16 protein-coding genes are annotated in these 19,056 nt (G+C 72.5%); 7 read left to right on the top strand and 9 right to left on the bottom strand.

Annotated features, from left to right (window positions below; genetic code table 11):
- Nucleotides 1-151: 151 nt before the first annotated feature.
- Complete coding sequence (locus SA2016_RS17825) at nucleotides 152-535, bottom strand: antibiotic biosynthesis monooxygenase family protein (protein ID WP_066500724.1); 384 nt, start codon at nucleotides 533-535, stop codon at nucleotides 152-154.
- Nucleotides 536-741: 206 nt separating this feature from the next.
- On the opposite strand from SA2016_RS17825, the gene SA2016_RS17820 reads away from it, so the two are divergent.
- The 4 genes from SA2016_RS17820 (at nucleotide 742) to SA2016_RS17805 (ending at nucleotide 5,994) form a co-directional block, all read left to right on the top strand.
- Nucleotides 742-2,202 carry an ATP-binding protein gene (locus SA2016_RS17820; protein WP_066500722.1) on the top strand — a complete coding sequence of 487 codons (1,461 nt, stop codon included), beginning with the start codon at nucleotides 742-744 and terminating at the stop codon, nucleotides 2,200-2,202.
- 112 nt (nucleotides 2,203-2,314) lie between these two features.
- On the top strand, nucleotides 2,315-3,475 hold the full coding sequence (locus tag SA2016_RS17815; protein WP_084249621.1) for an App1 family protein phosphatidate phosphatase: 1,161 nt from the start codon (nucleotides 2,315-2,317) through the stop codon (nucleotides 3,473-3,475).
- Between the two features lie 115 nt (nucleotides 3,476-3,590).
- The gene (locus SA2016_RS17810; protein ID WP_066500720.1) at nucleotides 3,591-4,784 is read left to right on the top strand and encodes a type III polyketide synthase; all 1,194 of its coding nucleotides are present in this window, start codon (nucleotides 3,591-3,593) and stop codon (nucleotides 4,782-4,784) included.
- A gap of 61 nt (nucleotides 4,785-4,845) precedes the next feature.
- Complete coding sequence (locus tag SA2016_RS17805; RefSeq protein ID WP_066500717.1) at nucleotides 4,846-5,994, top strand: FAD-dependent oxidoreductase; 1,149 nt, start codon at nucleotides 4,846-4,848, stop codon at nucleotides 5,992-5,994.
- A 127-nt stretch (nucleotides 5,995-6,121) separates the two neighbouring features.
- Here SA2016_RS17805 and gluQRS read toward each other — a convergent pair whose 3' ends face one another.
- Genes gluQRS through uxaC form a run of 5 tightly spaced genes read right to left on the bottom strand, consistent with a single transcriptional unit; the run spans nucleotide 6,122 to nucleotide 11,754 of the window.
- Nucleotides 6,122-7,021 carry a tRNA glutamyl-Q(34) synthetase GluQRS gene (gene gluQRS, locus SA2016_RS17800; RefSeq protein ID WP_066500712.1) on the bottom strand — a complete coding sequence of 300 codons (900 nt, stop codon included), beginning with the start codon at nucleotides 7,019-7,021 and terminating at the stop codon, nucleotides 6,122-6,124.
- 56 nt (nucleotides 7,022-7,077) lie between these two features.
- The gene (locus SA2016_RS17795; RefSeq protein WP_066500710.1) at nucleotides 7,078-8,106 is read right to left on the bottom strand and encodes a sugar kinase; all 1,029 of its coding nucleotides are present in this window, start codon (nucleotides 8,104-8,106) and stop codon (nucleotides 7,078-7,080) included.
- A gap of 20 nt (nucleotides 8,107-8,126) precedes the next feature.
- A complete protein-coding gene (locus tag SA2016_RS17790; RefSeq protein ID WP_066500709.1) occupies nucleotides 8,127-8,786 on the bottom strand; it encodes a bifunctional 4-hydroxy-2-oxoglutarate aldolase/2-dehydro-3-deoxy-phosphogluconate aldolase in 660 nt (219 codons plus the stop codon).
- A 47-nt stretch (nucleotides 8,787-8,833) separates the two neighbouring features.
- Entirely contained in the window at nucleotides 8,834-10,243 is a 1,410-nt protein-coding gene (locus SA2016_RS17785) for a glycoside-pentoside-hexuronide (GPH):cation symporter (protein ID WP_066500708.1), read from the bottom strand.
- Between the two features lie 35 nt (nucleotides 10,244-10,278).
- Entirely contained in the window at nucleotides 10,279-11,754 is a 1,476-nt protein-coding gene (uxaC, locus tag SA2016_RS17780) for a glucuronate isomerase (protein ID WP_066500707.1), read from the bottom strand.
- 183 nt (nucleotides 11,755-11,937) lie between these two features.
- On the opposite strand from uxaC, the gene SA2016_RS17775 reads away from it, so the two are divergent.
- From SA2016_RS17775 to SA2016_RS17765, 3 genes are all read left to right on the top strand, one after another.
- Nucleotides 11,938-12,948: a LacI family DNA-binding transcriptional regulator gene (locus SA2016_RS17775; RefSeq protein ID WP_066500705.1), complete on the top strand. Its 1,011-nt coding sequence runs from the start codon at nucleotides 11,938-11,940 to the stop codon at nucleotides 12,946-12,948.
- Nucleotides 12,949-13,047: 99 nt separating this feature from the next.
- Nucleotides 13,048-14,598: a UxaA family hydrolase gene (locus tag SA2016_RS17770; protein WP_066500703.1), complete on the top strand. Its 1,551-nt coding sequence runs from the start codon at nucleotides 13,048-13,050 to the stop codon at nucleotides 14,596-14,598.
- A complete protein-coding gene (locus SA2016_RS17765) occupies nucleotides 14,595-16,052 on the top strand; it encodes a tagaturonate reductase (protein ID WP_169803084.1) in 1,458 nt (485 codons plus the stop codon). The genes SA2016_RS17770 and SA2016_RS17765 overlap by 4 nt, the downstream gene beginning before the upstream one ends.
- Nucleotides 16,053-16,073: 21 nt before the next feature.
- Here the strand turns inward: SA2016_RS17765 and SA2016_RS17760 are convergent, their stop codons facing one another.
- From SA2016_RS17760 to SA2016_RS17750, 3 genes are all read right to left on the bottom strand, one after another.
- Nucleotides 16,074-17,129 (bottom strand): LLM class flavin-dependent oxidoreductase, encoded by a 1,056-nt coding sequence (locus tag SA2016_RS17760; RefSeq protein WP_066500698.1) that lies wholly within the window; start codon nucleotides 17,127-17,129, stop codon nucleotides 16,074-16,076.
- Between the two features lie 160 nt (nucleotides 17,130-17,289).
- Nucleotides 17,290-18,621 (bottom strand): alkaline phosphatase family protein, encoded by a 1,332-nt coding sequence (locus SA2016_RS17755; RefSeq protein ID WP_066500692.1) that lies wholly within the window; start codon nucleotides 18,619-18,621, stop codon nucleotides 17,290-17,292.
- 126 nt (nucleotides 18,622-18,747) lie between these two features.
- Nucleotides 18,748-19,032, bottom strand: a complete 285-nt coding sequence (locus SA2016_RS17750) for a YciI family protein (protein ID WP_066500685.1) — start codon at nucleotides 19,030-19,032, stop codon at nucleotides 18,748-18,750.
- Between the last annotated feature and the right edge of the window lie 24 nt (nucleotides 19,033-19,056).

Genomic DNA, 19,056 nt, shown 5'->3' with positions numbered 1-19,056 from the left:
AAGACGGGGGCTCCGACCGAAGCGCAGGGTCTTCCCCAGCGACTGCTCGGTGGAGCGGTGCGGAGGGCGCCGCGGCGGGTGACGCGTTCCTCAGCCGGGCTGTCTGTCCGGCCTGTCTGTCCGGCCTACCGGCCGAGGTTGGCCGCCGGACCTACCGGCCGAGGTCCGCGGGCACGAAGCTCCACAGTTCGGCGGACATGCCCACCGGGCGCTGGCGCTCGCCGCCCCCGGCCCCGGCGCCCTCGGCACCTGCGCCCCCGGGCTGGCCGCCCTCTGTCCCCTCGGCAGCTGCGCCGTCGGGCCGGCCGTGCCCGCGCCCGAACGAGGCCGAGTTCTTCCAGGCCTCGAAGCTCTCCTCGTCGGCCCACCGGGTCACGACGAGCCAGACGTTGCGGCCGTCGGTGGGCTGGAGCAGTTCGAAGCCCTCGAAGCCGGGCTGGCCGTCCACGGCCCCCGCGCGGGCGGCGAAGCGGCGGGCAAGCTCATCCCCGGAGTCGGCGGGAACGGTGATGGCGTTGATCTTCACGATGCTCATGCAGGAATCCTGTCAGAGCAGGCTGGCCGCACACTGGACGCCGGTCCCGCCCGGACGCGGGTGCGTGCGTCCCTTCCTGCCCACATAGGCCGCGGGGCCAAAGCGGGCAGGAGCGGACGCCGCCCGCGCAACCCCACCGCCACCTGCCGTCGATAGACTCGCCTCAGTGGCCGCAAAGGGGCCCACGGAGCGAAGGAGCACCGGCGATGACCACTTGGCGGATCAGGGACTTCCACCCCTCGGACCTGGACGGGATCCTGCACCTGTGGAGCGCCATGACGGCCTCGGGGATCGAACCGGTGTACTCGCTCTCCGAGGTCCTCGCGAGCTGCCAGAAGGACGTGGCGGTCGTGGCGCTCCATGGCGACGACGTGGTCGGCGCCGCCGTGGGCCGCGCGGCCCACGAGCAGGGCTGGATCGTGTTCCTCGCGACCCTCCCGGAGTGGCGCTCCCGCGGGATCGGCACCGCGCTCCTCGCGGCCCTCGAGAACCGCATGGCACCCCTCGGCCTCACCAAGCTCTCCGCGCTCATGCCGGACACCGAGACCCGCCTCGAGGCCTTCCTCTCCCGCGGGTTCAAGGACGTGCAGAACCTGCGCTTCTTCGAGCGGCAGATCCCCGTCCAGCGCACCGAGCTCGAGCCCCTCGCCCAGCTCGGCGGCCGGGTCCTCCCGCGCGACCTGTGGGACAAGGTGGCCGGCATGAAGCGGGAGAAGCAGCTCCTCGAGCGCCGGCTCGTGCTCCCCCTGGCCCAGGCCGAACTCGCGGACGAGTTCGGGGTGGTGCCGCCGCGCGCCGTCGTGCTCTTCGGGCCGCCGGGGACCGGGAAGACGACGTTCGCGAAGGCGATCGCCTCCCGCCTCGAGTGGCCGTTCGTGGAGGTGTTCCCGTCCCGCCTCGCCGCCGGGCCCGAGGGCCTCGCAGGCGCGCTCCGCAGCACCTTCCTCGAGATCTCGGAGCTCGAGCACGCGGTCGTGTTCCTGGATGAGGTCGAGGAGATCGCCTCGCACCGCGCGGGCGATCCGCCCAGCCCCAACCAGGGCGTCACGAACGAGCTGCTCAAGATCATCCCGGCGTTCCGCGAGCAGCCCGGGCGGCTGCTCGTGTGCGCGACCAACTTCATCCGTGCCCTCGACTCCGCCTTCCTGCGCCACGGCCGCTTCGACTACGTCATCCCCATCGGCCTCCCGGATGCCGAGGCACGCCGGGCCATGTGGCAGCGCTTCATCCCCGAGGCGGTCCTGCCGGACGTGGAGGTGGAGCAGCTGGTGGAGCGCACCGAGGGCTTCTCGCCGGCGGACATCGAGTTCGCCGCCCGGTCGGCCTCGCAGCGGGCGCTCGAGAAGGCGGTGTACGCCGCGGAGCCGGTCGCGGTGCCGGGGATGGCGGACTCGCCCGCGGCGGGCGGTGCCGTCCACCGCGATGCCGGGGACCTCGCGCACGACGCCGGCCCGGGCGCCGGCGGCGCGGCCCTCACCGGCGGCTCCGACGCGGCCCGGGGGCCGGTGCGCACAGCCGCGGACGGCACCCACCCGGCGGACACCGGTGCGCGGCGGGGGCCCAGCACGCAGGACTACCTCGAGGCCATTGCGGAGACCAAGACGACCGTGAGCGACGAGGTCGCCGCCGCGTTCCTCGAGGACATCGAGCAGCTCGCGCGGGTCTGAGGCAGTGCCGGCCCCGCTGCCCCGGACGCCTGCAGGGGGAAATGCCCGGGAAAGGGCCCGCGGACGGGCGCCCGATGTGATGCGGGCCCCTTCCCCGTGGGACAGTGGGACCATGACCGCGCAGCACCCCCACGCCGTCTCCGGCCCCGACGGCCCCCGCACCGCCGGCGCCGACCCCGGCGGCGAGGCGTCCGCCGCAGGCACCGCGACAGCACTCGCCTCCCCGCCCGAGTCCGGGTTCGCCGGCGCTTCCCCCCGGCTCAAGCCGCTGTTCCATGTGGCACAGCGCGTCGCGCAGTCCTGGAACGACCTGCGCACCCGGCAGGCCAGGCGCGGGGACTACGTGGCGCAGGTGGTCGCGTACCGCGGCTACGGGTCCACGCGGCGGGTGCGCGTGCTCGGCCGCGTCATGTACGCCCGGCCCGGCCTGCACGGCGAGTCGGACGCCTTCAACAACTTCCGCGGCTGGGTCTCGTTCACCTCGGTGCCGATCCAGCATGCCGAGGTGACGGTCGAGATCGGGGCGACGCGCGCCGTCGTGCGTGCCGATGCCGGCGGGGTGGTTGACGCGCTCGTGGACGTGGAGCTCGAGCCGGGCTGGCACGAGGCGCGGATGAGCGCCGACGGCGCCGAGCCGGATTCCGCGCAGGTGCTCGTCGTCGAGCCAGGGGCGGCGTTCGGGATCGTCTCCGACATCGACGACACGGTCATGGTCACCGCCCTCCCGCGCCCGTTCCTCGCGCTGTGGAACACGTTCGTGCTCAGCGAGCGGGCCCGTACCCCCACGCCGGGCATGGCGGTGCTGCTGGACCGGCTCGCGACCGAGCACCCGGAGGCGCCGATCGTGTACCTCTCGACCGGGCCATGGAACGCGGCGCCGACGCTCCAGCGGTTCCTGGGACGCAACCTGTACCCGGCGGGTCCGCTCCTGCTCACGGACTGGGGCATGACCCCGCAGCGCTGGTTCCGCTCGGGCCGGGACCACAAGCGGGAGAACCTCGAGCGCCTCGCCGCCGAGTTCCCCGGCATCCGCTGGCTCCTCGTGGGCGACAACGGCCAGCACGACGAGTCCATCTACGCCGAGTTCGCCGCCGAGCACCCCGACTCCGTCGCTGCCGTGGCGATCCGCGAGCTCTCGCCCGGCCAGGCCGTCTTCTCGGGCGGCACCACGCACGACGCCGCGGGGGGCGCCTCCCGCCCCGGCCTCACCTGGGCCTCGGCGCCCGACGGCGCGGGGCTGGCCCAGCAGCTCGAGTCCGCCGGGGTGCTCTGACCCCACCCCTCCCGTCTGAAGGTCACCTCCTGAAAGTCACCTCCTGAAGGTCACCTGCTGCGGGTGACCGCCCCACCCCTTGTCTTCGCCCCCCGCCCCGGGGGAAGAATGGCCCATGACCGTCCTGGTGAGGTCCCTCGAGACCGCTGTCCCGTCCACCGTGCTCAAGCAGCCCGAGGCCCGCGACGTGTTCGCCGCGCAGGAGGGCCTCACCCGCCTCGGCCGGCGTCTCGTCACGACGTGCTTCGACGCCGCCGCAATCGACACCCGCTACTCGGCCCTCGCCGAGTTCTCGTGGGACCGGCCGGACCACGATCCGGACTTCTTCGACCCGTCCACGGGCCGGCTCCTTACTCCGAGCACCAAGACGCGCAACGACGTGTTCGTCCGCGAGGCCACGCCCCTGTTCACCGACACGGCCCGCCGCGCGCTCGACAACGCGGACGGGATCGCTCCGGCGGACGTCACGCACGTGGTGACCGTCTCGTGCACCGGCTTCTTCAACCCGGGCCCGGACTACCGGATCGTGCGGGACCTCGGCCTGAGCCCGTCGGTGCAGCGCTTCCACCTCGGCTTCATGGGCTGCTATGCCGCGTTCCCCGCCCTGCGCATGGCCAAGGCGTTCTGCGACGCGGACCCGAACGCCGTGGTCCTCGTGGCGCTCGTCGAGCTGTGCACCCTCCACGTCCGCAGCTCCAACGACCCGGACACGATCCTCGGCGCCTCCCTGTTCGCCGACGGCGCGGCCGCCGCGGTGGTCACGGCCCGCGACCTGCCCCTGACCCGACCGGCCGTGAGCCTCGACGCCTTCGAGACCACGCTCACCCCGGTCGGCGAGGAGAACATGGCCTGGAACATCGGCGACCAGGGCTTCGAGATGGTCCTCGGCACCTACGTCCCCCACATCATCGACGAGCACATCACCGGCGCCCTCGAACCCCTCCTCGCCCGCGACCCCTCCCTCGTGGGCCGCCCGCACGCCGAGATCGAGCACTGGGCCATCCACCCCGGCGGCCGGAGCATCGTGGACAAGGTCGTGGCCCGCCTCGGCCTCTCCGAGCGCCAGGGCGCCCCCGCTTACGAGACCCTGCGCGAGTTCGGCAACATGTCCAGCGCCACCATCATGTTCGTCCTCGAGCGGATCCTCGCCCTTCCGGAGGCGGAGGCGGACGACGCCGGATCTCCGCCGCGCGCGTCCGGCTCACCGGAGGCGGGGCCCGACTCGCCCGGGGCAGAGCGGATCTGCGCGATGGCCTTCGGCCCGGGGCTGACCGTCGAGACGGCCCTCATGACCCGCAGGCTCCCGTGAGCCGGGACGCCCGCGACCCGGGACGTCCGGGGACGGGCCGGGCGGCCCTGGGCGCCTGAGGATGGGCGCGCGGCACGACATCGCCGTGGTGGGCGCGGGGCCGGTGGGGCTCTGCTTCGCGGTGCTCCTGGCGGACCTCGGTCTCGACGTCGCAGTCCTCGAGGCCCGGCCCCAGCGCAGCCGGCACACCCGGGCGATCGGCATCCACCCGCCCGGCCTGCGGGTCCTCGCGCGGGCCGGCGTGGCGGAGACGGTCGCGGCCGCCGGCGTACCCCTTCGCGAGGGCGCCGCCCGTACCCGCGACTCCGGCGCCACCCGCACCGTGGCGCGGATCGCGTTCCGGCCGCCCGTGCTCGCCGTGCCCCAGTGGGCCACCGAGCAGGCGCTCGAGGACCGGCTTGCCGTGCTCGCGCCGGCGGCCCTGCGCCGCGGCGTGCGGGCGGTGCGGGCCGAGCAGCAGGAGGGCGGCGCCGTCGTCCGCTGCGAGGACGGCGAGTCCGTGGCGGCCCGCTGGGTCATCGCGGCCGACGGCGCCCGCTCGCCCCTGCGCGCGGGCCTCGGCATCCCGGTACGCACCAGAGCGCTGCCCGATGCCTACCTGATGGGCGACTTCGCGGACGCGACGGGCGACGGGGAACGGGCGGTGCTGCACCTCGAGGCCGCGGGGATCGTCGAGTCGTTCCCGCTGCCCGGGGGCGTGCGGCGCTGGGTCGCGCACGTGCCCGAGCCGGCCCTGGACCCGTCGGCCCGCGACCTAGCCCGGATCGTGGGGGAGCGGACCGGGGTGCGGCCGGATCCGTCCACGTGCACCATGCTGAGCGCCTTCACGGTCACCGAGCGGCTCGCGGCCCGGCTGCGCTCCGGGAGGGTCCTCCTCGCCGGTGATGCCGCCCACGAGGTGAGTCCGATCGGCGGGCAGGGGATGAACCTCGGCTGGCTGGACGCCGAGGCCTTCGTGCCGCTCATCGCCGCGGACGTCCGGGCGCGCCGGGACGCCCCGGGCCCGGCGTGGGACGAGCTGTGGGCGGCGACCGAGGCAGAGCGACTCCGCGCCGCGTGGTCCGCGGCCCGGCAGGCGAGGGTCAACATGGCGCTCGGCCGTGCGCTCCCCCCGGGCGCCATGGCCGCCCGCAACACCGCCTTCCGCGCGCTCTACCGCGTCCCGTGGCTCGCCGAGCGGACCGCCGCGCGCTTCACGATGCAGGGCTGATCCGGCGCCCCGCGCCCGCGCTGGCCGACGCGCCGACCCGCAGGAGGTGACCTTCAGGACCTGACCTTCAGAAGGTGCCCCTCAGATCCAGTCTGGAAGTCACCTTCTGAAGGCCACCTTCTGGAAGTCACCTCCTGGGGGTCAAGTCCTGCGGGTCCAGGATCCACGGGTCGCGGGGGAGCGCGGCAGGATCGAACGCGGTGAGCGCCTCCGGGAGCGTGGCGGGCAGCCCGAGGGATCCCAGGAGCAGCCCCGTCACCTCCTCGGGTCCGACGCCGGCCGCCGCCAGCGCGCGGAGGGTCACCGCGCCGTCGCGCTTGGCCAGCCGGCGACCGGCGGGGTTGAGCACGAGCGGCACATGGGCGTACTCGGGGACGGGCACCCCGAGGAGCCCGGCGAGGTAGGCCTGCCGCGGGGCGGAGGGGAGCAGGTCGTCGCCGCGGACCACCTGGCCGACGCCCTGGGCGGCGTCGTCCACGACCACGGCGAGGTTGTAGGCCACGACCCCGTCGTTGCGCCGCAGGACGAAGTCGTCCACGAGGCCCGAGTACCGCCCGTGCAGCACGTCCGTCACGGCCCAGTCGGTGACCGAGGCGCGGAGGCGGATCGCGGCGGGACGCTCCGCGCGGCGTCGTGCGCGCTGCGCCTCGGTGAGGTCGCGGCACGTGCCGGGGTACGCGCCCTGCGGCGCGTGCGGGGCACTGGGCGCCTCCTGGATCTCGCGCCGGGTGCAGTAGCACTCGTAGGTGAGGCCGGCGGCGGTGAGGCGCGCGATCGCCTCCTCATAGAGCGCGCCCCGCTCGGTCTGGCGGACCACCTCGCCGTCCCAGTCGAGGCCGACGGCGGCGAGGTCCCTCAGCTGGACCTCCTCCGCTCCCGCGCGGGCCCGGTCCAGATCCTCGACCCGCAGGAGGAACCGCCGCCCCGCGGACCGCGCGAAGAGCCACGCGAGCAGCGCCGTGCGGAGGTTCCCGAGGTGCAGTTCGCCGGAGGGGCTGGGAGCGAAGCGTCCGGCACCGGGAGTCATGCCGTCTACGCTAGCGGGCCCTGCCGCCGAGGCATGCCCCTCCGCGGCAGCCGCCCTTACCTCCGGGCGGCCAGAGCAGGGCCCTGATGCGGCAGGGCCGTGGAGAAGCCGGCGCTCGTGACGGTGGTCCGCTTCCAGCCCTCGTCGGAGTACGCCAGGACGCGGTCGAGGACGGGGGGCGGCGGAAGGGCGCCGCGGTCCCCGCTGACCGTGAGGGTACAGGCTGCGGCGATGTGCCCGCGGCGGAGGCTGGTCCTCTGGTCGAGGCCCATGAGGACGCCGCTGAGGTAGCCGGCGGCGAAGGAGTCGCCGGCGCCCACCGGTTCCACGACCTCCACGGCCAGGGCGCGGACCTCGGAGCGCGGGCCGTCGCGCTCGAGGGCGATGGCGCTGACGGCCTCGTTCTTGATGACGATGACAGCCGGGTCGGGGAGGAGGGCCCTGATCTCGGCCTCGTCCCCGGTACCGAAGGCGTGCTCGGCCTCGTCGCGCCCCACGAGCACGATGTCGGCTCGGTTCGCCAGCTCCCGCAGGACGCTGCGGTCCTTCCCGGCCCACAGGGGGGCGCGCCAGTTGACGTCGAAGCTGACCCTCTGGCTGCCGCGCGGGCGGCCCAGGAGGGCTTCGAGCAGGGCAAGGCATTCCTCGGAGAGGGCCGCGGTGATGCCGCTGAGGTGGACGAGGTCGGCGCGTGCGAGGAGGCCCGCGACCGCCGGCCGGCCCAGGAGGTCCGGGCCCATGGCGGAGGCCGCGGAGCCGCGCCGGTAGTAGAGGACGGATGCCGGGGACCCGCCGTGGGCCGGGACCTTCACGTAGAGGCCGGTGGGCCGAGACGGGTCCGCCTCGACGCCCTCCACGCCGACCCCGCCCTGAGTGAGCTCGGTGAGGATGCGGGCTCCGAAGCCGTCGCGGCCCACCCGGCTGACCCAGTGCGTGCCGACGCCCATCGCGGCCAGCCCGAGGGCGACATTGGACTCGGCCCCGCCGCTGCCGAGCTCGAGCCGCCCGGCGTCGGCCAGCGACGTGCCCTGTCCCGGCGTGATCATGGCCATGGTCTCGCCCAGGCACACGGCTGTCATGGACATGGTGGGCTCCCCGTCCGCGGTCAGGATCCGACGACCTGGGCGGCCGGCAGGGCTGCGGTGAAGGCCGCGGCACGGGCCGCGATGTCCTCCCACTCCCCGCCCTCGACGGCCGCCGGCGGCACGACGGAGGTCCCGCAGCACACCGCGAGGGCGCCGGCGTCGAGATAGCTGCGGGCATTGGAGGCATCGATGCCCCCTGACGGCAGGAGCCTGATGCCCGGGAACGGCCCCTGCAGGTCCTTCAGGAACGCCGGCCCGACCTGCCGCGCCGGGAAGACCTTCACCACCGAGGATCCGAGGTCGAGGGCCTGCGCGACCTCGGAGGGCGTCATAGCGCCGAGGCAGACCGGGACGCCGGCCTCCACGGCGACCCGCGCCACCTCGGCCCGGATCCCCGGGGTGACGAGGAACTGGGCGCCGGCGTCGAGGGCCGCCCGTGCCTGGTCCCCGGTCATCACGGTGCCGACGCCCACCACGGTGCCGTCGCCGCCTTCGACGGCGCGGCGCACGTAGGTGAGGACATCCGGCGTCGTGAAGGTCAGCTCGAGCGAGCGCACCCCGCCCGCGCGGAGGGCTGCGGCGAGCGCGGCGGCGTCCGGGATCGATGCCGCGCGGACGACGGCGAGGGTACGGTCCGCTGCCAGCAGCTCGGTGAGCTCATGGTCGGTCAGGGGCGACATGGAGACTGTTCTTCCTTTCAGGGGGGAGGGTGCGGTGCGGTGCGGTGTCAGTCCTGGGGCGCCGGGCCCGCAGGGTCGGTGCCTTCGGCCGCGTGGGTCTCGAAGACGAGTTCTTCCATCTTCCGGTCGGTCAGCGGGTACATCACGGCGAGCACGAGCGCTGCCACGGCAAGGGCCACGCACGGGTAGAGCGTCTGGAGGCCCTTCATGCCAGCCAGCACCCCGGAGGTCTGCTGCACCTTGGGGATGTAGCCGATCGCGCTCAGCCCGAAGCCGGCCAGGCCGCCCGCCACCGACTGGGCAATCTTGCGGGAGAAGTTGAAGACGGAGTAGGTAATGCCCTCGCGGCGCACCCCGGTGCGCCAGTGCCCGAAGTCGATCACGTCGCAGACCAGGGCCCAGGTGATGCCGTTGGGGAGGGCGACGCCGATGAAGGAGAGGCTGAAGAGGGCGGTGAACAGGACGGTGTTGGTCGGGAGGATGAAGTTCAGCGCGTCCGCCACGACGGCGAGCAGGAATCCGTAGAGCGCCGTGCGCTTCTTCCCGATGAGGCGCGTGAGGAAGGGGATGAGGAGGATGCCGATGATCGAGGAGCCGATGCTGATCACGTTCACGTAGGGCAGGAGGCGCACGTCGCCGAGGTAGTACTGGGTGAAGTACACGATCATCGAGGTCTTCACGTTGTAGGCCGAGATCGAGAAGACCGTCATGATGACCAGCGCCAGCAGCGGCCGATTCGTGACCACCGTGGTGATGAAGCTCTTGGCCGTGAGCTTCTCCCCGGTGCGCACCACGGGCACGCTTTCCCGGGTGTAGCGGAAGGTGGCGAAGAAGCAGAGGACCCCCGCCACGGCCATGGCCGCGGCCGCGACGCCGTAGCCCACCCGGTCGGAGCCGACCGCGAGCACGATCGGCATGAACGCCACGCCGGTGATGAGCAGGGCCAGCACCGATCCGGCCTGGCGGAACGAGGCGAGCTTGGCGCGCTCCACCGGCTCCTGCGTCATCACCGAGGCAAGGGAGCCGTAGGGGATGTTCGTGAAGGAGTACAGCACGCCCCACGCCATGTAGGAGGCGTAGGCGTACGCCAGGTTGACGCCCTGGGAGAGGCCGGGGGTGACGAAGGAGAAGACGGTCAGGATGCCGAGCGCGATGCTCGAGTAGAACATGACGCCGCGGAACCGCCCGAAGCGGGACACGGTGCGGCGCCCGTCGATCACTACGCCGGCGAGGGGGTCCATGAACGCGTCGAAGAGCTTCGTGACGACGAAGACGGTGGCGGCCGCCGCGGCTGGCAGCCCGGCAACGTCGGTGTAGAACTTCAGCAGGTAGGCCTGTCCGAGGTCGAACATGAAGCCATTGCCGAGATCGCCCATGCCGTAGGCGATCTTCTCCTTCAGGGACAGTGTCCGGCGGGCCGTGGCCGTCGTGGAGGGCGACGGGATGATGCTTGCCATGATGGTGCTCCTTTGCAACCGGGCTGAGCGGCGGATCAGGCGGAACGCCTGGAGTAGGCGGTCTTCGGCAGGGTGTAGGCGAGGTCGACGGCGGTCTCCACCGCTTCCTCGAGGCTGAGCCGGTGTTCGAGGACCAGCCGCGCGAGGTAGCCGGCGTCGATCCGGCGGAAGAGGTCGTGGCGCGCGGGGATCGAGGCGAACGCCCGGGTGTCGTCCACGAAGCCGGAGGTGTTGTAGAAGCCTGCGGTCTCGGTCGCGGTCTCGCGGAACCGGCGCATGCCCTCCGGGGAGTCGAGGAACCACCACGGCGCGCCCAGCCGCAGCGAGGGGTAGGCGCCGGCGAGCGGCGCGAGCTCCCGGCTGTACACCGTCTCGTCGACGGTGAAGAGGATGGCCCGGAACCGGGGGTCGTGGCCGAACCGCTCCAGGACGGGGCGGAGGGACCGGGTGAATTCGGCGGCGACCGGGATGTCGAAGCCCTTGTCCTGCCCGTGCCGTTCGAAGGTCCCCCGGTGGTGGTCGCGCAGGACCCCAGGGTGGATCTGCATGACCAGCCCGTCCTGGCAGGACATCTCGGCGTTCACGAAGAGCATGTGGGCGGCGAAGGCCTGGGCCTCCTGCTCGCTGACCTGGCCGCCTGCGAGGGCGCGGGCGTACAGCCGCGCGGCGGCGCCCCGGTCCATCGGGGTGGTGTCCGCCGTGAGGTGGCCGTGGTCCGTGGCGAGGCCGCCGGCCTCGACGAACGCGCGCCGGCGCTCGCGCAGGGCGCCGAGGAAGCCCTCGTAGCTGGAGGTGTCCTCGCCGGACACCTCGGCGAGGGCGGCCACCTCCGCCCGCCATCCACGCCGGTCCAGGTGCACGGCCGCGTCCGGGCGGAACGTGGGGATGATCCGCTCCCCGTACCCCTCGCCTGCCAGCTGCGCATGGTGCTCCAGTCCGCTGGTGGCGGAGTCCGTCGTCGAGATCAGCTCGATCGAGAACCGGTCGAGGAGCTGCAGCGGGCGGAAGCCCGGTTCGGCGATGCGCGCCTCGATCTGGTCGTAGATGGCGTCGGCCGTCTCGGCGCTGGGCACGAGGTCGACGCCGAAGACCTCCGCGAGCTCGTGCTCCATCCAGTAGCGCGACGGCGTGCCGCGGAACAGCCTCCAGTTGCGGCAGAAGGTCCGCCAGATCGCCCGCGAATCCGTCTCGACCGGGCCGCCGTCGACACGGGGGACCCCCAGCGAGGCGGGGTCGATCCCTTGCGAGACCAGCATGCGGGTCACGTAGTGGTCCGGCACCACCAGCAGCTGCGCCGGATCCGCGAACGGCTGGTTGGCGGCGAAGACCTCGGCCTCGACGTGGCCGTGCATGCAGATCAGCGGCAGCTCCGCCGTCTGGCCGTAGATCTCGCGGGCGACGGCGCGCTGGCGCCCGTCCGCGGGCAGCGCGCGATCGGGGTGCAGGCTCAGCCGGCGCGGGCTGGACGTGGCCGCGTCGACCTCCAGCTCCAGTTCCAGGGGTGTGGGCATCCTCGCCTCTTTCTGACGTATCGACGGGCCAGATCGGCCGATCGATGAAAACGTTATTATGACCGTAGCGGCAGCAGGCGATGAGATCAAGCTCACGTTCTGGGAGAAGGGCCGTCGGCCCGCGCCGCTCGGGCCGACTACGGTGGAGAGGATTCTCTGCACAGCCAAGGAACGGTGATTCTGATGTCGGGTCCTGTCACGATCCGGGACGTTGCGCGGGCCGCCGAAGTCTCTCCCGCCACGGTGTCCCGGACGTTCCTGCGCCCCGAGAAGGTGGACCCGGCCACGCGCGAGCGGATCCTCGATGCCGCCGCCCGGCTGGACTACCGCCCCAACCGGGCGGCGCAGTCGCTCATCACCGGCCTCACCGGCAACATCGGGATCGTCGTCCCGGACCTTGCCAACCCGTTCTTCCCCAGCGTGGTCAAGGGCATCCAGGGCCGCGCCGAGGAGCTCGGCTACTCCGCCCTCCTGGTCGACACCGACGAGGACCTCAAGCGCGAGTCCGAGCTCGTCGCCGCGCTGTCCCGCCAGGTCGACGGGCTCGTGCTGTGCTCGGCGCGCATGGCGGACGAGGACCTGGTGGCCCTCCGCGAGCAGCGTCCGCTCGTGCTCATCAACCGCCAGGTGCCGGGGGTCGCGGCCGTCACCTTCGACAACGAGGGTGGCATTGCGCAGGAGGTCGTGCACCTGAAGGCCCTGGGCCACCGGCGCATCGGATACGTGGCGGGGCCCAGCACGAGCTACTCGAGCCGCGTGCGCCAGGCCGCCGCCACGGCCGAGCTGGCCCGGGAGGGGCTGGTGGAGGTGCCGATCGGCAGCTTCGCACCCTCCTTCGACGGCGGCCGCAGCGCCGCCGAGAAGGTCCTCCTCGCCGACGTCACCGCCGTCATGGTCTACAACGACGTCATGGCGCTCGGCCTGGTCAACCAGCTGACCCGGTACGGGATCTCGGTCCCGAACGACATCAGCGTCGTGGGGTACGACGACATCGAGTTCGCCTCCATGTCGAATCCGCCGCTGACCACGGTCCGCATCCCGCGCGAGCATGCCGGAGCCCTGGCGATGAGCTACCTGCACGCGCTCATGGGCTCGAGCGGGCCGGCCCCGGAGCCGCCCGCGCGGCTGCCGACGAAGCTCGTCTTCCGCGGCACTTCGGTGCGTGCGCCCTCGGCTCCTCCGGCCGGCGACTGAGCCGCGGTCCCGGTCCCCGCCAAGGGGGCTGGTCGGGGACCCCGGTGCGGACTACAATGAAAACCGTTTCATTGAGTTCCCACCGACAAAGGATGCGCGATGACGAGCGTTCCCACAGTCCCTGACCTGGCCGAAGTCGCGCTGGTGCTGCGGCCGGCCGACGATGTGGCGGTCACGATCACCGACGTGCCCGGCGGGGCGGAGTTCATGTCCGCTCATGGCCCCGTCCGCGTCAAGCAGGCGGTGCCGCGGGGGCACAAGCTGGCCATCCGGCCCGTCGAGGCCGGGGAGCAGGTCCACAAGTACGGACAGTCCATTGGCCGGGCCACGCGCGCCATCGCCGTCGGCGACCACGTGCACACCCACAACCTGGGGATGGACGAGGCGGACCGGGCCCACGAGTTCTCCACCACCCGCGTCAGGCCCGCCGCCCCGAGCGGGCCGACGCGCTTCTTCCAGGGCTACCACCGCGCCGACGGCCGGGTCGGCACCCGCAACTTCATCGGCATCCTGACCGCCGTGAACTGCTCGGCCTCGACCGCGAGGATGATCGCGGCGCAGTTCGCCGGTCCGGTGCTCGAGGCCTATGAGAACGTCGACGGGGTCATCGCGCTCACCCACAACTCGGGGTGCGGCCTCGTGGCCGGCAGCGAAGGGGCCGAGCTGACCCGGCGCACCCTGCGCAGCTACGCCGCCCACCCGAACATCGCCGGCCTGCTCGTGGTGGGCCTCGGCTGCGAGATGCTGCCCGCGACGTCGCTGCTGGACGGCCTGGACCTCCCGGCCGACAAGCAGGTGCGCACGCTCGTCATCCAGGAGAACGGCGGGATCCGGGCCACCGTGCGGGCGGGCGTGGACGCGGTCAACGAGATGATCCCCGTCCTCGAGACGATGCAGCGACAGCCGGCCCCCATCTCGGAGCTGGTCCTGGGAATGAACTGCGGCGGGTCCGACGGGTACTCGGGGATCACCGCGAACCCTGCCCTCGGGGTGGCCTCTGACCTCCTTGTGGCCCACGGCGCCACCACGATCCTGGCCGAGACCCCCGAGGTCTTCGGAGCAGAGCACCTCCTGACGCGGCGGGCCGTGTCGGAGCAGGTGGGCCGCAAGCTCCTCGAGCGCATCGAGTGGTGGAAGGACTACACCGCCTCCGGTGGCGGCTCCCTGGACAACAACCCCTCGCCGGGCAACAAGGCCGGTGGCCTGACGACCATCCTGGAGAAGTCCCTCGGCGCCGTCGCCAAGGGTGGCACGGCCGAGCTCTCCGCGGTCTACGAGTACGGGGAGCGCGTGACCTCCCGCGGCTTCACCTTCATGGACACGCCGGGCTATGACCCGGTGTCCGTCACGGGTATCGTCGCGGGCGGCGCCACGGTGGTCGTCTTCACCACGGGGCGCGGCTCCGTGCTCGGTTGCAAGCCCACGCCCTCGATCAAGGTCGCCACCAACACCGCGACCTTCGAGCGGATGCGCGAGGACATGGACCTCGACGCGGGAGGGATCGTCGACGGCACGGCCTCGGTCGAGAGCGTCGGGCAGGAGATCTTCGAGAAGGTCATCGCCGTGGCGTCGGGCGAGCGCCCCGTCTCGGAGCAGCTGGACCTCGGCCAGGACGAGTTCGTCCCGTGGCAGCTGGGGGCAGTGACGTGAGGGCGCCCTCGATCGGGAGGCTCACGGCGACCACCGTGGCGCGGCCCGACCTGCCGATCACCATCCTCCAGTTCGGCGCGGGGAACTTCCTGCGCGCGTTCGTCGACTGGATGGTCAGCCGGGCCAACGAGGACGGGGTCACGCGGGACGGCATCGCCGTCGTGCAGGTGACCGACCGCCCCTCGCGTGCCCTGGACCAGCTCGCAGACCAGGATGGCCTGTTCCACGTCTACCTCGAGGGGATCCGTGACCGGCAGCCCGTCAAGGAGGTCGATCTCGTCACCTCGGTGCGCGCGGTGCTCAGCGCCCACCGCGACGTCGAGGAGTACGAGAGGCTCGTCGTCAGCCCCGACCTCAAGGTCGTGGTCTCCAACACGACCGAGGCCGGCATCGAGTACGTCCACGGGGATGACCTGGCCGCGCGTCCGCCGCGGTCGTTCCCCGCGAAGGTCACCGCCCTCCTCCACCGGCGCTTCGCGCACTTCGGCGGCAGCCCCGACGCGGGGCTCTCCTTCCTGTGCTGCGAGCTCATCGAGGACAATGGCTCGACGCTGCGGGAGTACGTGCTCCGCCACGCCGCCGAGAACGGCCTCGGCGCGGCGTTCGAGGACTGGGTCCGCACCGCGTGCCGCTTTTACGACACGCTCGTGGACCGCATCGTGCCCGGGTTCCCCCAGGAGGAGATCGGCCAGGTTCAGGCGGAGATCGGCTTCGCCGACGAGCTCGTGGTGAAGGCCGAGCACTTCTACGTCTGGGCGATCGCGGGCGACCCGCGCATCCGCGAGGACCTGCCGCTGGACCAGGCCGGCCTCAACGTGCTCTTCATGGAGGACATCCGTCCCTTCCGTGCCAAGAAGGTCCGCATCCTGAACGGCTCGCACACCGCCATGTCCGCCGTCGGGCTCCACATGGGCTGCGGCACCGTGCGGGACGCCTTCGCGGACCCGCAGGTCGAGGCGTACATCACCCGCATGGTGGCCCAGGAGGTGCTGCCCACCATCCCGGGGGACCGCAGCGACCTCGAGGCCTTCGCCCAGCAGATCCTCGAGCGCTTCTACAACCCCTTCCTGCAGCACGCGCTCACCGACATCTCGCTCAACGCCCTCTCGAAGTGGACCACCCGCAACCTTCCGGTGGTCCTCGACAGGTGGGCGGAATCGGCCGAGGCGCCGCTGACGATCCTGTCACTCGCCGCCCTGCTGGTGCTCTACAGCGGGCACTCCGGGAACCCCGACTTCCAGCCCAGGGACGACGAGCGGGAGGTGGAGTTCCTGCGCACCACCTTCGATCGGCGAGACGTCCCGGCCTGGGTGAGGGGCGCCGTCGGACGTCTCCTGCTGCCCGGTCCCGTCGATGCCGCGGTCCTCGCCCGGCTCTCCGCGGAGACCGCGCGGGCTGTCGAGCTGATCTTCGAGCGGGGGATGGCGGGGGCGCTGGGCGAGTACCTCGCCTGAGCTGGCGGCGGGCGGGGCGCCTCAGTCCTCGCCGAGGGCCCTCTTCACCGCGGGAACGATCTCGGTGGCCAGCAGCTCGACGGACGCCGCCGTCTCGGCGAACGGCAGCGTCCCCAGGCCCACCTGCGCCATGAACCGGCTCGTGCCGAGCGCCTCGTGGGTGGCGAGGATCCGTTCGGTGATCTCGGCAGGACTGCCCACGAGCAGCCCGCCGCCCGGGCCGGCCCATGCGTCGAACTGGTCCCGCGGGAACGTCCCGGCAGGCCGGGGCATGTTCTGCTCGATGTACGCGGCGTAGTGCGGGTAGAACGTGGTGCGGGCCTGGCGCGAGGTGCGCGCGGCGTAGAAGTGGCTCCCCGTGCCGACCGCGAGGGACGACGCCGCGTGCCCGGCCTGCGCGCCGGCGGTCCGGTAGAGCTCGACGAGCCGCACGAAGTGCTGGTGGCCAGAGAGGAGCGCGAGGAACAGCGGCACCCCCGCCTGGCCCGCCCGGGCGAAGCTCGAGGGCGTCCCGCCCACGCCGCGCCAGATCGGGAGCCGCTCCTGGACCGGCCGGGGCGCGATCGCCGCGTGGTGGAGGGCGTGGTGGGCGCGCGGCCGCACACCGTCTGCCGCGCCCGGGGGAGGCCAGGTGACGTCGGCGTGGTCGCGCATCTGCAGCAGGAGCTCGAGCTTGTCCTCGAAGAGGGCGTCGTACTGGGCCGGGTCGTAGCCGAAGAGCGGGAACGACTCCGGGAACACCCCGCGCCCGGCGAGGATCTCGGCGCGGCCGCCGGAGACGAGGTCGAGGGTGGCGAACTGCTCGAACACCCTCGCCGGGTCCGCGGTCGAGAGGACGGTGACGGCAGTGGTGAGGCGGATGCGCCGGGTCTCGCGGGCGATCGCCGCGAGCACGATCTCGGGCGCCGAGAACGCGAAGTCATGCCGGTGGTGCTCGCCGAGGCCGATCACGTCCAGGCCCGCCTCGTCCGCGAGGGTGGCGAGCCGGAGGGTCTCGTCGATGCGCTGGGCGGCGCTGCGCGCGCTGCCGGAAGGGCCGCGCGTGAGCTCGCCGAAAGTGAAGATGCCGAAGTCCATATTTGCTTGAACATTCAACCATCATGGGGAATTCCCGGGCGCGTGCGTTCCTGCTCGCGCTGGGCGGCGGAGGGGCCTCTACGCGGCGTGTCGCTCAAGGACACGCCGGGGCGCCGAGGATTGGTGAGCAGAATGGCACGCCCCAGCCTGCGCCCGAGGGTCAGCCCACCACGTCCCCCGGCGTGAAGCGCGCCATGAGCTCGTCCCGGACGTCCGCCAGATGCGCGGGCGTGGCCGCCAGGGCTGCGGGGACGGGAGGCTGCGGCGGCGCCGAGACCCCGGCCAGGGGGTCGTCGCTCCGGGGTGTGGCGAGCGTGAGGACGGCCCCGACGTCCGGCGCGGCCGCGTCCCTGCGGGTGAGCGGCGGCAGCCCGAACCGGTGTTCCACGGTGGCCAGGATGCTCGTGTGGTCGAGGGGCGTGGATCCCGCGGGCACGCGGAACACCGTGCCGGGCGGGATGAGCGGGCTCACCAGGACCGTGGGGACCCGGGGGCCGAAGCGCGTGAAGTCGAATCCGAACTCTCCCGGCGAGTCGTCCGGCCGGACCGCCCCGCCGGGCGGCGGGACGTGGTCGTAGCATCCGCCGTGCTCGTCATAGGTCACGATCAGGAGCGTCCTCGCCCAGGCCGGCCCCGCGCGGAGTGCGCTGTAGGTGTCGAGGATGAGCTGCTCCCCTGCGGCCATGCTGTAGTTGGGGTGCTGGCTGTTGCCGGTGGAACTCCAGGCCGGCTCCACGAAGGCGAACGCGGGCAAGGTCCCTGCCGCGGCGTCGGCGCGGAAGTCCTTGAACAGGCCGATGTTCGCCGCCGGGGCCTTCTGCGTGTCCGGAAAGTTCAGACGGGTCAGCGGCGGCTTGCTGTAGCCGTAGATCTTCCACGGCACGCCGTGCTGGCCGAGGAGCCCGAAGATGCTCGGCACGGTGAACGACTTCGTGACGTCGTCCATGTGGCCCTGGCTCGTCCCGGCGCACGTGAAGGCCCGGTTGGGCATGGTCTCTGTGGGCACGGAGCTGAACCAGTGGTCGCACACGGCGAACCCGCGCGCGAGCCCGCTGAGCACGGGGAGCGTCTCCGGGGCGAAGCAGCCCATGATCCAGCCCGGCGCCGTGCCGGGGACCACGTACCACTTCTTCGCCTGGTTGTCCTTGATGGCCTGCGCGTAGTCGGACACGAACCCGGTCATGGTGGGCACCGCTCCCGGAGCGGGCTTCGTGGTCCCGAAGAGCTGGGCGTTGGCCCGCGCGAAGCCCTCACCCGGGTCGGCCCCAGGCATGAAGTAGGCGTCGGGGGTCGTCGGAGTGATGGGGTAGACCGCCACGGGCTTGCCATCGGGGCCCGGGCAGCTTTCGGTGCCTGTGAGGCCCTCGAACGGCGCCCCGCTCGGCGACACGTTCCCCGCGGCGTGGTAGAGGTACCCGAGCACGTGGTCGAACGAGCGGTTCTCGAGCATGAGCACCACGATGTGGTCGATTCCTGCGAGTCCGTCAGCCATGGCCTTCCCTCCGCTGGGACAACGCCGGGGTACGCCGTGGGGACGCCCGGAGCCCAACGGGGACAGGCTATGGCGCCGAGGGGCGGGAGGGAACAGCGGGGCGGGAGGGAACAGCCCGGAGCGCCCTCAGGTGAGCAGCGCCTCGAACCCCGCGGCCGCGGTGGTCATGTCCGCCTCGGTCACCTCGAAGTCGGCCACCCCGTGCACCGAGAACGGGTCCTCGGCGATCGCGGCCTCGAGCGCACCCCGCTCCGCGAGGGAGAGGAGGATGCCGCCGGTGCGCGGGTTCTTGCGCCCCGCGGCGACCACGAGCCCGCGGTCCACCGCGTCGCGGAGCCAGCTCCGGTGCGCCTCGAGATGGGCCTCGACGACATCCATGGGCACCCTGTAGGTGAGCGAAACGATGAGCATCCCTACAGCCTATGCTTGGTACCC

The organism is Sinomonas atrocyanea, assembly GCF_001577305.1.
GTDB classification, from domain to species: Bacteria; Actinomycetota; Actinomycetes; order Actinomycetales; family Micrococcaceae; genus Sinomonas; species Sinomonas atrocyanea.
The sequence above is the reverse complement of the archived record's forward strand: the minus strand, read 5'-3'. Positions and strand labels throughout refer to the sequence as shown.

Coding starts and splice junctions, on each gene's coding strand:
- SA2016_RS17825 (WP_066500724.1), bottom strand. CDS start 535: ATGAGCATCGTGAAGATCAACGCCATCACCGTTCCCGCCGACTCCGGG.
- SA2016_RS17820 (WP_066500722.1), top strand. CDS start 742: ATGACCACTTGGCGGATCAGGGACTTCCACCCCTCGGACCTGGACGGG.
- SA2016_RS17815 (WP_084249621.1), top strand. CDS start 2,315: ATGACCGCGCAGCACCCCCACGCCGTCTCCGGCCCCGACGGCCCCCGC.
- SA2016_RS17810 (WP_066500720.1), top strand. CDS start 3,591: ATGACCGTCCTGGTGAGGTCCCTCGAGACCGCTGTCCCGTCCACCGTG.
- SA2016_RS17805 (WP_066500717.1), top strand. CDS start 4,846: ATGGGCGCGCGGCACGACATCGCCGTGGTGGGCGCGGGGCCGGTGGGG.
- gluQRS (WP_066500712.1), bottom strand. CDS start 7,021: ATGACTCCCGGTGCCGGACGCTTCGCTCCCAGCCCCTCCGGCGAACTG.
- SA2016_RS17795 (WP_066500710.1), bottom strand. CDS start 8,106: ATGTCCATGACAGCCGTGTGCCTGGGCGAGACCATGGCCATGATCACG.
- SA2016_RS17790 (WP_066500709.1), bottom strand. CDS start 8,786: ATGTCGCCCCTGACCGACCATGAGCTCACCGAGCTGCTGGCAGCGGAC.
- SA2016_RS17785 (WP_066500708.1), bottom strand. CDS start 10,243: ATGGCAAGCATCATCCCGTCGCCCTCCACGACGGCCACGGCCCGCCGG.
- uxaC (WP_066500707.1), bottom strand. CDS start 11,754: ATGCCCACACCCCTGGAACTGGAGCTGGAGGTCGACGCGGCCACGTCC.
- SA2016_RS17775 (WP_066500705.1), top strand. CDS start 11,938: ATGTCGGGTCCTGTCACGATCCGGGACGTTGCGCGGGCCGCCGAAGTC.
- SA2016_RS17770 (WP_066500703.1), top strand. CDS start 13,048: ATGACGAGCGTTCCCACAGTCCCTGACCTGGCCGAAGTCGCGCTGGTG.
- SA2016_RS17760 (WP_066500698.1), bottom strand. CDS start 17,129: ATGGACTTCGGCATCTTCACTTTCGGCGAGCTCACGCGCGGCCCTTCC.
- SA2016_RS17755 (WP_066500692.1), bottom strand. CDS start 18,621: ATGGCTGACGGACTCGCAGGAATCGACCACATCGTGGTGCTCATGCTC.
- SA2016_RS17750 (WP_066500685.1), bottom strand. CDS start 19,032: ATGCTCATCGTTTCGCTCACCTACAGGGTGCCCATGGATGTCGTCGAG.